Genomic DNA, 12,510 nt, shown 5'->3' with positions numbered 1-12,510 from the left:
ACTTAATTGTGCTCGTATTGTCCGTTAACAACAGTCGCTTTAACGTTAAAGTCTCGGTCAAATACGGCTAGGTTTGCAACCATGCCTTTTTTGATTCGACCTAGCTTGCTTTCTACACCGATAGCCGTAGCTGGGTATAGCGTAGCCATGCGAAGAGCTTCGTCTAAAGCGATACCGGCGTGCTCAACTGTATTCTGAACTGCTTCAATCATAGTCAGAGCTGAGCCGCCCAGTGTGCCGTTTTCATCAACACACTTACCATCACGGTAATATACTTTCTTACCGACAAAAATAAAGTATTCCATGTCAGCACCTGCAGGAGCTGTGGCATCCGTCACTAATACCAACTTTTCTCCCTTGATTTTATGCGCAATTCTGATGTTTGCGTAATCAACGTGGAAGCCATCGGCAATAATGCCAGCATAAACCTCAGGCGTATCGTAAATCGCGCCAACAACGCCAGGCTCACGACCAACCATAGGAGTCATTGCATTGAATAGATGAGTGGCAAAAGTGATACCTGATTCGAAACCTTGACGAGCTTCTGCGTACGTTGCATTCGTGTGACCAATCGAAACAACCACACCAGCTTTGCGCAGACGCTCAATGTGTTCTGGGTCGTTGAGTTCTGGAGCCAATGTTACTTTGGTCACAAGGTCACTGTTCTCACAGATAAGCTCAATCATTTCGCTGTCTGATTTACGAATGTGATCGACGCTGTGAATGCCTTTTTTCGCGACGTTTAAATACGGACCTTCAAGGTGTAGGCCAAGAGATTGGTTTTGGTATTGGTTGTGATACTCACGAGCTGCGGTAATAACCGCGCGCATGTCTTCGTCAGAAGAAGTGATTAGCGTTGGCAGGAAGCTAGTACAGCCAGATTTAAGGTTTGCTTTGTGCATGATCTGCATTGTGTCTGCAGTGATCTCATCGTTAAGCATTACACCGCCACAACCATTCAATTGTAGGTCAATAAAGCCTGGGCTTAGGTTTGCTCCGTTTAGGTCGCGAACTTCGATTCCTTCTGGTAATTCAGAGATAGGACAGACTTTTTTGATCAGTTCGTTTTCGATTACAACAGCATGATCGGTTAGAACATCACTACCAGTGTAAATTTTACAGTTACTTAGCGCGTACATAGTCAGCTAATCCTTATTTCGTGAGATCTTTAAAATTTGTTCGTTACCTAAATGTGGACTTAGTTTGCGAGCATCATTTACGTAACGATTTATCTTTTATGGGCAAACGGCTTCAAAATGGGAAGCGATTTAAGTTGTTGAAAAATATATGAACAATTGATTATTGATATACATTTAGGTTCACTTTTAATGATTGTTTATTGGACAGCGTAAACCCAGGGATACCATCATTTTACCTAATGGTTAGGTTTAGATTTTATCTATAAACGTTCATTTTTTTGAATGATAAAATAAGTTTTATGATCTCGCTAGCAAAAACCTCTGGATTTGGTAAAAACTGGTGATTACGATCACAAATGGTAAGGTTTTAATTTGCGGAGCAAAATTAATTGAATACACTGAATAGGACTAAATTGAGCGACTAAAATAAGTTTCTCAAACGAATTCTAAAAAATCCTATAGGGGGAAACAACTGGTGAATATTCTAGGATATGCACAGAAGCTTGGTAAGGCGTTAATGCTACCAATCGCAACGCTTCCGATTGCGGCGCTTCTTTTACGTTTAGGTCAAGGCGATTTACTTGATATTCCATTCATGGCAGAAGCTGGTGGTGCTATCTTCGGTAACCTACCATTGCTATTTGGTCTAGGTATCGCGATTGGTCTTTCTAAAGACGGTAACGGCGCAGCGGGTCTTGCTGGTGCAGTTGCTTACTTCGTACTAACAGCAACAGCAACCACAATTAACGCAGACGTTAACATGTCATTCTTCGGCGGTATCTTCGCAGGTATCATCGCAGGTCACTCTTACAACGCTTTCCATGCAACACGCCTTCCTGAGTGGCTGGCTTTCTTCGCGGGTAAACGTTTAGTACCTATCATGGCCGGTCTATTTGCACTTGTTGCAGGTGCTGTGTCTGGTGTGGTTTGGCCTGGTATTCAATCTGGTCTAGATGCACTAGCTCATGCGGTATCAACGTCTGGTGCTGTTGGCCAATTCGTTTACGGTACTCTTAACCGTGCACTAATCCCTGTAGGTCTACACCACGTATTGAACTCATACTTCTGGTTCGGTATGGGTACGTGTCAAGAAATCATCGTTGCTGGTCAAGGCGCATTCGCTAACATCACTCAACTTTGTGTTGACCCTGCACTGGCTAAAACTCTAGTTGTTGGTCAAGAGCATACATTCACATTCGCTAACTCAGTAACTCCAGAGATTACTACTGTTGTTAAAGAAGTGACTGAAACAGTTAAATCTGGCGACCTACACCGTTTCTTCGGTGGCGATAAAGGCGCTGGCGTATTCATGAACGGTTTCTTCCCAGTAATGATGTTCGGTCTACCAGGTGCTGCACTTGCAATGTACCTAGCTGCTCCTGCTGAAAAACGTAGCCAAGTTGGTGGCGCATTGTTCTCAGTTGCATTCTGTTCATTCCTAACAGGTATCACAGAGCCGCTAGAATTCATGTTCGTATTCCTAGCTCCTGCTCTATACGCAATGCACGCGGTATTTACAGGTCTGTCTCTAGTAGTGGCAAACATGTTTGGTACTCTGCACGGTTTCGGTTTCTCTGCTGGTCTAATCGACTTCGTACTGAACTGGGGTCTAGCAACTAAACCATTCACTCTACTATTGATTGGCTTAGCATTCGGTGCTCTATACTTCTTCACTTTCTCTTTCGCAATCCGCGCTTTCAACTTGAAATCGCCAGGTCGTGAAGATGATGACGAAGCTGCAGCAGCTCCTGCTGGTGACGCGCCAAAAGGTGACGTTGCTCGTCAATACCTGAAAGCTCTAGGTGGTCACGAAAACCTGACTTCAATCGATGCTTGTATCACTCGTCTACGTCTAACTCTTAAAGACCGCTCTATCGCTGATGAAGTTGTTCTTAAGAAACTTGGCGCTAAAGGTGTGGTTAAACTAGGTGAGAACAACCTACAGGTTATCCTAGGCCCACTAGCTGAAATCGTCGCTGGCGAAATGAAAGCTATCGGTGCAGGTGAAGACCTATCTGATGTAAAACTTCCATAGTAAAGGAAGTACTTGTTAAGACGTAACAACGGCTCTTAACTAAGTTTCAAATTGAAAGCCTCCCACACGGGAGGCTTTTTTGTGCCTGTCATTTAAGGCCAGTGAACAAGGTTCGTTCTATTCTTCATCGAATAGCAGAAATAATCACAATTAACTGATGGTTCTTATTGTGCAAAGGCGAAGAATTGTGGATGATTAGCAACAATGATCTTTCTATCTTTGATAGGCAGCAAAAGCCGCCTTTGTCTCGGATATGAAAGATAACTTTCTCTGACAATACTAAATACATAGAGGTGCTATAGATGAGTGAAGCTGAGGCTCGTCCATCGAATTTCATTCGCCAAATTATCGATAAAGATTTAGCGGATGGTACACACAGTAGCGTGCATACTCGTTTCCCGCCGGAGCCAAATGGCTACCTGCACATTGGTCACGCTAAATCTATTTGCTTGAACTTTGGTATTGCTCAGGACTACCAGGGACAATGTAATCTTCGTTTCGATGATACAAACCCTGAAAAAGAAGACGTTGAATACGTTGAGTCAATTAAGAATGATGTAAGCTGGTTAGGCTTCGAATGGTCGGGTGATATTTGTTACTCATCAAACTACTTCGATACACTTTACGCTTATGCTGTGGAATTAATTAATAAAGGCTTAGCGTATGTTGACGAGCTAAGTCCTGAGCAGATCCGTGAATACCGTGGCACGTTAAAAGAGCCTGGTAACGCGAGCCCATATCGTGATCGCAGCCCTGAAGAAAACCTAGCGTTGTTTGAAAAAATGCGTGACGGTGGCTTCGAAGAAGGCAAAGCATGTTTACGTGCTAAGATCGACATGAGCTCTTCATTCATGGTTATGCGCGATCCAGTTATCTACCGTGTTCGTTTTGCTCACCACCATCAGACTGCTGACAAGTGGTGCATTTACCCAATGTACGACTTCACTCACTGTATCTCTGATGCGCTAGAGGGCATTACGCACTCTATCTGTACGCTTGAATTCCAAGATAACCGTCGTTTGTATGACTGGGTTCTAGACAACATCACGATTGATTGCCAACCTCGTCAGTACGAGTTTAGCCGTCTGAATCTTGAATACACGGTAATGTCGAAGCGTAAGCTGAACCAACTTGTGGTTGAAAACCTAGTTGAAGGTTGGGACGACCCACGTATGCCAACAATCTCTGGTTTGCGTCGTCGTGGCTTCACTTCAAGCTCGATTCGCGAATTCTGTAAACGTATTGGTGTGACTAAACAAGAGAACATGATTGAGTTCGGCTCACTTGAATCTTGTATCCGTGATGATCTGAACGAAAATGCACCTCGTGCAATGGCTGTTCTTGACCCTATCAAGGTCGTGATTGAAAACTACGACGCTGATACAGTAGAAACACTGACAGTGGCAAACCACCCGAACAAGCCAGAAATGGGTACTCGTGAAGTTCCATTTACACGCGAAGTTTGGATTGAGCGTGACGACTTCCGTGAAGAAGCAAACAAGAAATACAAACGTTTGGTTCTTGGCAAAGAAGTTCGTCTACGTGGTGCTTACGTGATCAAAGCTGAACGTATCGAAAAAGATGCAGAAGGCAACATTACGACTATCTTCTGTTCTTACGATAACGAAACACTCGGTAAGAACCCAGCAGATGGCCGTAAAGTGAAAGGTGTTATCCACTGGGTATCAGCTGATAAAGCGCTACCTGCTGAGATTCGTTTGTACGATCGTCTATTCACAGTGGCAAACCCAGCCGCTGCTGATGATTTTGCAGCGACGCTTAACCCTGAATCACTTGTTACGCTAAACGGTTTTGTTGAACCTAGCCTAGCGGAAGGTGTAGCAGAGCAAGCGTACCAGTTTGAACGTACAGGCTACTTCTGTGTGGATTCGAAAGACTCTAAAGCAGACGCACTAGTATTCAACCGCACGGTTGGTCTACGTGACACTTGGGGTAAAACTGAAGCTTAATGGCTTTGTTTTTCTCAGCTCTGTTTTTCCAAGCTTAGTGTCTTAAAGCTTAGTTTCTCAAGATATACTTAATAAAAAACCGGCCTAGAGCCGGTTTTTTTGTGTCTGGATAAAATAACAAATTGTGGGACAAGCTGATGTGAATCTTAATACCGCATGAGCCCAAATAAAAAACGCCGGCCTAAGCCAGCGTTCTGAGTTATTTCTTCGCTTTGTGTGCGTCTGGGTTGCCTTTGCAATCCCCAGTGATGCTTTTACCATACAGATACAAACTGTGGTTGGTTAGCTGTACGTTGTAGCGTTGAGCGATTTCTTTTTGTCTTTCTTCGATAAGATCATCAGAGAATTCGATAACTTCACCGCAGTCTAAACATACTAGGTGATCGTGGTGATGCTGTGTTGAAAGTTCAAATACAGACTTACCACCTTCAAAGTGGTGGCGAGTTACAATGCCAGCATCATCGAATTGGTTCAGTACGCGATAAACGGTCGCAAGGCCGATTTCTTCACCTAAGTCGATCAGCTTTTTATATAAATCTTCAGCACTAATATGTTGGCAGTCTGGTTGTTGTAATACTTCTAAAATTTTGAGCCGTGGGAGGGTCACTTTAAGACCAGCATCTTTTAGCGCTTGATTATTGTCTGACATATACTTTCCTGTTGATGATCTGCAGCAATTAACAGAATTCAATATTAATACCATTATAGTTTAGTCAGGCATAACAATAAACCACGAACTTCAAAGGGTTACTTACTGACATCACAATCTGTTTTGTAAATTGGAAGTATCTCACTTATAGTGGAGGTACGACCAGTCAAGCTGACGGTGTTTCTGATATGAACATGGAATGTTGTTATGAATAAGCAACTCGCAAAAATATATAAACCCAACATTGTAAAATTTGCTCTCAATATTTGGCCTCCTTTTTGGGGATCGGGAATTCGAATAGCTCACATTAGCCCTGACTTTAGGGTTGTTAAGACGATACTAAAGCTGCGCTGGTGGAATAAGAACGCCAATCGTACTCAATATGGCGGCAGTATCTTTTCTCTTACCGATCCAGTTTACTCTTTGATGTTAATGGGTATTTTAGGTGAGCGATATTATGTTTGGGATAAAGAGGCGAGTATTAACTTTATCAAGCCGGGTCAATCCGACTTGTATGCAGATTTTGAGATAAGCCAAGGGCAACTGGATGATATCTATCGTCAGACACAGCTTGGTGAGAAGTGCTTCCCCGAATTTATTATCCACGTTAAAGATAAGCAGGGGAATGTGGTGTCAGAAATTCAGCGAACCCTGTATGTGAGAAAGAAGCCGCAGTTCAGAGAGGATGACGAAGCATTAGAAGCTGAGTGTTGATTGATGAACATTAAATAGCAAAAAACCTCCTATAAGGAGGTTTTTTCATATCTACATATCGATCATTAATTGTAACAATTAACAATCGCTAGAGAATTAGTCTTCTAGCTCTGCTAGGCACATTTCTTCGTGGATTTGTTTAACCCAGTTAGATACACGCTCATCAGTTAGCTCAGGTTGACGGTCTTCATCGATACATAGACCAACGAATTGGCTGTCATCGCCTTCAACTAAGCCTTTCGATGCTTCGAATTCGTAGCTTTCAGTTGATGTGTGACCTAGGATAGTACCGCCTTTCGCTTCAACGATGTCACGGATAGTACCCATAGCATCACAGAAGTATTCTGCGTAATCTTCTTGGTCGCCACAACCAAAGATAGCAACAAGCTTAGTTGAAAAATCAATAGCTTCTAGCTCAGGGAAAAAGTCGTCCCAATCACATTGTGCTTCGCCGTAGTACCACGTAGGGATACCAAGCAGCAGTAGATCGAAGTTATCGATGTCTTCTTTGCTGCTTTTTGCAATGTCTTGAACTTGAACGAGCTGCTTGCCCAATTGCTTTTGAATCATCTTAGCAACAGCTTCAGTGTTACCTGTATCGCTACCAAAGAAGAGACCTACACTTGCCATAGAATCATTACCTTTCATTTTGTCTGTTGTCGGTGTAATAAAGTTCGGAGGAAATCGTTAGATTCCAGTTCCTTCCCAGCTTAGTTGGATTATCCCTTTTGCGATAAAACCTGCGCAGCCAAGGAAAAGTACTAACCATACGATGCGACGACCAAATGCAGGAACATTTCCTTCCTTTAGAACGTCTTTAATTGCCATTCCGATTAGAAAGAAAATCGCGGCAAACAGAAGATCTAAACCAATAGATTCAATGATGTTCATGTAGTCGTAAAGCATGGGAACCTTATATACCAAATTTGCTTGGGCGCACTATATCACTGTTGTGAGATAAAGTTAATCTGCTGTGATTACACAGCTCTCATTTATATCGACTAATCAACCTATCTAAGCGATGAATTTTCTTATTGCACGGAGTACTTCAGCTGGCTTTTCCGCGTGTAACCAGTGTCCCGTGTTAGCGATAACATGAGCCTTTGCGTTGGAAAACTGCTGTTGAACGGCGGTTTGATGCTCAGCTGTGAGGTAATCAGAATCCCCACCTTTTATTAGCAAGGTTTTGACCGAGGTTTTCTCGATCGGTTCCCAACCAATAATTTGTGGATAGTTGCTCAATAACGAAGCAACGTTGAAGCGCCATTCCATGATGCCTTGTTCCGTTTTGAACAAAGATTTGGTCAAAAACTGGCGAACCCCATCAATTTCGATATGTTTTGCGAGGATCTTAAGCGCGTCTGAGCGTGATGTCGGTTTTTCTTCTATCACGGCTTGTAGGCCGGCGAATACGTTGTCGTGGCGACTTTGGGTGTACGCGACTGGTGCCATATCCAAGACAATCAATTTATGCAGCGTAAGATGTTGTGTCAGCGCCATCGCTACCTTGCCACCCATGGAATGACCAATCACAGTGACATCATTTAACTCAAGATCATTCAGTAGTTGAGCCACATCTTGTGCCATTGCTTTATAGTCGTGAGTGTCACTATGGAAGGATTGGCCGTGGTTGCGTAGATCGATACTAAGTACCTGGTGATCGGCTTTTAGATCCCTAGCGAGCAAGCCAAGGTTGTCCAGATTACCGAATAATCCATGGATCAAAACAATGGTGTGACCCGCACCTTCTAATTTATAGTTGAGCTGTACTGACATTTTTATCTTATTCATGGTGGGTTTGACGTAGAGTATCCGCGCGGATCTCGCTATAATCCCCCTGAGTTTAAACATTGAGATTGTGAAAAGCGAATGAAAACAATTGAGGTTGATGAGGACCTATACCGTTTTATTGCGGGTCAGACAGAACGTATTGGCGAAAGCGCTTCAGATATTCTGCGCCGCTTATTACAGGTTGATAGCCAAGGCATGGTTCCGATCGAAGAGATCGTTGAGCCAAAAGGTATCGTTGTTAGCAAAGAGGTAGGCTTTACTCCGGAGAAGTTCGATGGTGTTAAAGAAATGCGCTCACTACTAATATCAGATGAGTTTGCATCACTGAAGAAAGCCATTGATCGTTTCATGCTTGTGTTATCGACACTGCATAAAATCGACCCTTTAAGCTTTTCAGAAGCGACTCAAGTAAAAGGCCGCAAGCGTGTTTACTTTGCAGATAACGAAGAGACCTTGCTAGCAAACGGCAACACAACGAAGCCTAAAGCCATTCCACAAAGTCCTTTTTGGGTAATAACTAATAATAACACTAGCCGTAAAAGACAAATGGTTGAACAGCTTATGAGCCGCATGAGTTTCCAAGCAGAATTGATAGAAAAAGTAACAGGTTCAATTTAACGAAATCTGATTTAAACCTCATAATATCCATGGATAAGAAGATATTATGAGGTTTTTTTGTTTTTAAATTTTATATATAAGGATGTCGAAAAATGGCTATGCACCCTCGTGCTGGGCAGAAAGCTCAGCAGGAAGATCTTCATAATATTCCGGCTTTAGTTGCTAACTATTTCTTACAGCAACCGGATGCTACTAACCCAGATCACAAAGTACTGTTCGGTACTTCAGGTCACCGTGGTACAGCAGACAAATCAACATTTAATGAAAACCACATTCTCGCGATCGCACAAGCGGTGGCTGAAGTTCGTGCTGAGCAAGGTACAACAGGACCTCTTTTCCTAGGTAAAGATACTCACGCTCTCTCTGAGCCTGCGTTTTCTACTGTAATCGAAGTGCTTGTAGCCAACGGCGTTGAAGTTATTATTCAAGAAAAAAATGGCTTTACTCCAACACCTGGTATCTCGCACGCGATTCTTACGCACAACCTAGTGAATGATAAAAAAGCGGACGGCATTGTTATCACGCCGTCGCATAACCCACCACAAGACGGTGGTATTAAATACAACCCGACACACGGTGGCCCTGCTGAGGCTGAGCTAACTCAAGCGATTGAAGATCGTGCGAACGTCATCATTGCTGAGCAAATGCAAGGTGTAAAGCGTACTCCTATCGCACAGGCTAAACAGTCTGAGCTAGTGAAAGAAGTTGATTTAGTTGCTCCTTACGTTGCTGACTTGGTTAACGTGGTTGATATGGAAGCGATCCAGAAAGCAAACATCAAGATTGGTGTTGATCCACTGGGTGGCAGCGGTATTGATTACTGGCGTCAAATTGGCAAAGCGTACAACCTAGATCTTACTCTGGTCAGTGAAGCGGTTGATCCTTCGTTCCAATTTATGTCTCTAGACAAAGATGGTGTGGTTCGTATGGATTGTTCTTCTCCGTACGCAATGGCAGGCTTACTGGCGCTTAAAGATGACTATCAACTAGCGTTTGGTAACGACCCTGATTACGATCGCCACGGCATCGTTACGCCAAAAGGCCTGATGAATCCAAACCACTTCCTAGCGGTTTGTATTGACTATCTATACCGTAACCGTGAAGGTTGGGGCAAAGACGTTGCAGTGGGTAAAACACTAGTGTCAAGTGCACTAATCGACCGTGTTGTTGCTGACTTAGGTCGTGAACTTTGTGAAGTGCCGGTTGGTTTCAAATGGTTCGTTGATGGCTTATACAACGGTCAGTTTGGTTTCGGTGGTGAAGAGAGTGCTGGCGCATCTTTCTTACGTAAAGACGGTACGCCTTGGTCAACAGATAAAGATGGCCTAATTCTTTGTTTGCTTGCGGCTGAGATCACAGCAGTAACGGGTAAGAACCCACAAGAATATTACGAAGAGCTTGCTGCTAAACACGGTGAATCTAAGTATAACCGTATTCAAGCGGTAGCAAACGGTGCACAAAAAGACGTACTTAAGAAGCTGTCTCCAGAGATGGTTTCTGCTGAGACGCTGGCTGGTGACCCAATTACCGCACGCCTAACGCACGCTCCGGGTAATGGCGCTGCGATTGGTGGCCTAAAAGTGACGACTGAAAACGGTTGGTTTGCTGCTCGTCCATCAGGTACAGAAGACATCTACAAGATCTACTGTGAAAGCTTTAAAGGTGAAGAGCACCTGAAAGCAATCGAAGCAGAAGCTCAAGAGATTGTTAATCAAGTATTTGCAGCCGCTGGCCTATAATCGAATACCGATTAGTAGAGTCATCAAGTAAATAGTGAAAGGGTTGATGTGAAAGCATCAGCCCTTTTTTATCAGCTTGTGGGTATAGCGGTTAAGGCTAAGTGTTTGAATTAATTTGCAAATGAGTAGATTGTCTTAACCGTGTGGCCAACTTTGTGGCATCACAAACCAAAACTGCCCTGATTTAGTTTGCCCATGAACGAAGCGATCACCAAACTCGGTGATAGGTTCACAGGTGAAGTCATCAGTGCCAGCTGCCCATTGCTCTTTGGTGAGAGGGTAGAGTACATCAGTAATTAAATGGGCTTGGTTTTGATAACACCAAAAACCGTTTACTTGGCTTGAATTAATGTCATAGCCCAAACATTCAGTAGGTACTTTTTGATCTAAGAATGGGTTGGTATATAGACGACCCTGCATGAGGAGATGTTTTGAGTCGACATCGATCTCTGGATATTGCTCCACAAACGCCGCTGAAGAGGACATGCCAAGTTGATGGGTGAGCATCCTGTCTAACTTCTTATCCAATTGGTCATGAGAGTTAGGACCAAACCATGTCTGTTCATGGAGCAGGTAAAACTTGATCGCGACTTCCCAGTGTTGCAGTTTCTGGCTATTTTCTTCTTCTAAAATAAAGTCGATAGCACCGAGTGTTCTTCCCTCAACATTAATTTGAATCTCATCGTACTTGACCGAATAATCAGGTGAGGCTTCAATGACTTGTTCACATAGATGCTGGTAGAGGAAACCTAACCTTGGGTTTCCGTTATAAGTGTGTGATGAGTCGATGGCATGGGTGCTTAAGAATGCACCAAGATCGGAAATCGGTGGCTTAATTTTCAGTAACGGCGGTGAGTCGATGACCCATTGGTAAAAACGTTGCAGTGCTGTCATCGGTTCCTCATAAACTCATCGTGGGGCTTTCGACATTCTACCCGTAAATTGATATAACGACGTTATTATAAAGTTAAGCTGGAAAGAAAAATGAATAACTTACAATTAGAAAAGCTACTTAACGAAAAACTTCAGCCACAGCAGATTAAAGATTACTGTCCTAATGGTCTTCAAGTGGAAGGTACTTCTCAAGTAAAGCGCATTGTTACTGGTGTGACAGCTTCTCAAGCATTAATTGATAAAGCGGTAGAACTGAACGCAGATGCTTTATTAGTCCATCACGGTTTCTTTTGGAAAGGTGAGTCAGAAGCCATTCGTGGTATGAAGGGTAAGCGCATTCGAACTCTGATTAAAAACGACATCAACCTTTTGGGTTACCACTTACCACTTGATATCCACCCTGAACTTGGTAACAACGCCAAGCTTGCAGAGTTGCTCGACATTGAAGTTGAAGGTGGCTTGGAAGGGCATCCACAATCTGTTGCGATGTTTGGTAAGTTGAGTTCACCAATGACTGGTGCAGAGTTCGCAGAAAAGATTGGCCAAGCTTTGAACCGCAAGCCATTACATATCACTCCAGAAAACCAAGATAAAATGATTACGACTGTTGGTTGGTGTACTGGTGGTGGTCAAGACTACATTGAGTTAGCTGCGTCTCAAGGTATTGATGCGTTTATCTCTGGTGAAATTTCAGAGCGCACAACGTACTCAGCACGTGAACAAGACATTCATTACTTTGCCGCAGGCCACCATGCAACAGAACGCTATGGTGTGAAAGCGCTAGGTGAATGGCTAACGAAAGAACATGGCTTAGACGTAGAATTTATCGATATTGATAATCCAGTGTAACCACGTTTAGAGATTATGACTTTCTGGATATTTGTACCTTCATTGAAGTGATACGAAATACTGGAAGACAAAAAAGGGTTGATGTTAATACATCAACCCTTTTTGAATTTAA

At 43.2% G+C, this 12,510-nt stretch carries 12 protein-coding genes; 6 read left to right on the top strand and 6 right to left on the bottom strand.

Annotated elements, in window-relative coordinates; translation table 11 throughout:
- Window positions 1-2 precede the first annotated feature (2 nt).
- Window positions 3-1,139 carry an N-acetylglucosamine-6-phosphate deacetylase gene (nagA, locus tag L3V33_RS09970; protein ID WP_237290324.1) on the bottom strand — a complete coding sequence of 379 codons (1,137 nt, stop codon included), beginning with the start codon at window positions 1,137-1,139 and terminating at the stop codon, window positions 3-5.
- Window positions 1,140-1,614: 475 nt separating this feature from the next.
- Here nagA and nagE point away from each other — a divergent pair, with 475 nt between their 5' ends.
- Complete coding sequence (gene nagE, locus L3V33_RS09965) at window positions 1,615-3,174, top strand: N-acetylglucosamine-specific PTS transporter subunit IIBC (RefSeq protein WP_017079465.1); 1,560 nt, start codon at window positions 1,615-1,617, stop codon at window positions 3,172-3,174.
- A 302-nt stretch (window positions 3,175-3,476) separates the two neighbouring features.
- Window positions 3,477-5,144 carry a glutamine--tRNA ligase gene (glnS, locus tag L3V33_RS09960; protein ID WP_114633861.1) on the top strand — a complete coding sequence of 556 codons (1,668 nt, stop codon included), beginning with the start codon at window positions 3,477-3,479 and terminating at the stop codon, window positions 5,142-5,144.
- Between the two features lie 199 nt (window positions 5,145-5,343).
- Here the strand turns inward: glnS and fcrX are convergent, their stop codons facing one another.
- Complete coding sequence (fcrX, locus tag L3V33_RS09955; RefSeq protein WP_004734226.1) at window positions 5,344-5,793, bottom strand: ferric iron uptake transcriptional regulator FcrX; 450 nt, start codon at window positions 5,791-5,793, stop codon at window positions 5,344-5,346.
- A 207-nt stretch (window positions 5,794-6,000) separates the two neighbouring features.
- Here fcrX and L3V33_RS09950 point away from each other — a divergent pair, with 207 nt between their 5' ends.
- A complete protein-coding gene (locus tag L3V33_RS09950; protein WP_146456020.1) occupies window positions 6,001-6,507 on the top strand; it encodes a DUF4442 domain-containing protein in 507 nt (168 codons plus the stop codon).
- A 96-nt stretch (window positions 6,508-6,603) separates the two neighbouring features.
- Here L3V33_RS09950 and fldA read toward each other — a convergent pair whose 3' ends face one another.
- The 3 genes from fldA to L3V33_RS09935 form a co-directional block, all read right to left on the bottom strand.
- On the bottom strand, window positions 6,604-7,137 hold the full coding sequence (gene fldA / locus L3V33_RS09945) for a flavodoxin FldA (protein WP_004734224.1): 534 nt from the start codon (window positions 7,135-7,137) through the stop codon (window positions 6,604-6,606).
- A 57-nt stretch (window positions 7,138-7,194) separates the two neighbouring features.
- Window positions 7,195-7,413, bottom strand: coding sequence for a DUF2788 domain-containing protein (locus tag L3V33_RS09940; protein WP_004734223.1), 219 nt, complete (start codon window positions 7,411-7,413; stop codon window positions 7,195-7,197).
- Window positions 7,414-7,521: 108 nt separating this feature from the next.
- A complete protein-coding gene (locus L3V33_RS09935; RefSeq protein WP_017088034.1) occupies window positions 7,522-8,283 on the bottom strand; it encodes an alpha/beta fold hydrolase in 762 nt (253 codons plus the stop codon).
- A gap of 93 nt (window positions 8,284-8,376) precedes the next feature.
- Here L3V33_RS09935 and seqA point away from each other — a divergent pair, with 93 nt between their 5' ends.
- A complete protein-coding gene (gene seqA, locus L3V33_RS09930; protein ID WP_004734221.1) occupies window positions 8,377-8,916 on the top strand; it encodes a replication initiation negative regulator SeqA in 540 nt (179 codons plus the stop codon).
- A gap of 92 nt (window positions 8,917-9,008) precedes the next feature.
- On the top strand, window positions 9,009-10,655 hold the full coding sequence (gene pgm, locus L3V33_RS09925) for a phosphoglucomutase (alpha-D-glucose-1,6-bisphosphate-dependent) (protein ID WP_102490519.1): 1,647 nt from the start codon (window positions 9,009-9,011) through the stop codon (window positions 10,653-10,655).
- A gap of 135 nt (window positions 10,656-10,790) precedes the next feature.
- Here pgm and L3V33_RS09920 read toward each other — a convergent pair whose 3' ends face one another.
- A complete protein-coding gene (locus tag L3V33_RS09920) occupies window positions 10,791-11,549 on the bottom strand; it encodes a DUF1853 family protein (protein WP_054547182.1) in 759 nt (252 codons plus the stop codon).
- Between the two features lie 90 nt (window positions 11,550-11,639).
- On the opposite strand from L3V33_RS09920, the gene L3V33_RS09915 reads away from it, so the two are divergent.
- Window positions 11,640-12,398, top strand: coding sequence for a Nif3-like dinuclear metal center hexameric protein (locus L3V33_RS09915; protein WP_171308851.1), 759 nt, complete (start codon window positions 11,640-11,642; stop codon window positions 12,396-12,398).
- Window positions 12,399-12,510: the final 112 nt, after the last annotated feature.

Origin of the sequence: Vibrio sp. A2-1 (assembly GCF_021728355.1) — a bacterium.
In the GTDB taxonomy this organism is placed as follows: Bacteria; Pseudomonadota; Gammaproteobacteria; order Enterobacterales; family Vibrionaceae; genus Vibrio; species Vibrio splendidus_K.
This window is presented reverse-complemented; position numbering and strand designations above follow the sequence as displayed.

Coding starts and splice junctions, on each gene's coding strand:
- L3V33_RS09915 (WP_171308851.1), top strand. CDS start 11,640: ATGAATAACTTACAATTAGAAAAGCTACTTAACGAAAAACTTCAGCCA.
- glnS (WP_114633861.1), top strand. CDS start 3,477: ATGAGTGAAGCTGAGGCTCGTCCATCGAATTTCATTCGCCAAATTATC.
- L3V33_RS09940 (WP_004734223.1), bottom strand. CDS start 7,413: ATGCTTTACGACTACATGAACATCATTGAATCTATTGGTTTAGATCTT.
- seqA (WP_004734221.1), top strand. CDS start 8,377: ATGAAAACAATTGAGGTTGATGAGGACCTATACCGTTTTATTGCGGGT.
- nagA (WP_237290324.1), bottom strand. CDS start 1,139: ATGTACGCGCTAAGTAACTGTAAAATTTACACTGGTAGTGATGTTCTA.
- L3V33_RS09920 (WP_054547182.1), bottom strand. CDS start 11,549: ATGACAGCACTGCAACGTTTTTACCAATGGGTCATCGACTCACCGCCG.
- fcrX (WP_004734226.1), bottom strand. CDS start 5,793: ATGTCAGACAATAATCAAGCGCTAAAAGATGCTGGTCTTAAAGTGACC.
- pgm (WP_102490519.1), top strand. CDS start 9,009: ATGGCTATGCACCCTCGTGCTGGGCAGAAAGCTCAGCAGGAAGATCTT.
- L3V33_RS09950 (WP_146456020.1), top strand. CDS start 6,001: ATGAATAAGCAACTCGCAAAAATATATAAACCCAACATTGTAAAATTT.
- L3V33_RS09935 (WP_017088034.1), bottom strand. CDS start 8,283: ATGTCAGTACAGCTCAACTATAAATTAGAAGGTGCGGGTCACACCATT.
- fldA (WP_004734224.1), bottom strand. CDS start 7,137: ATGGCAAGTGTAGGTCTCTTCTTTGGTAGCGATACAGGTAACACTGAA.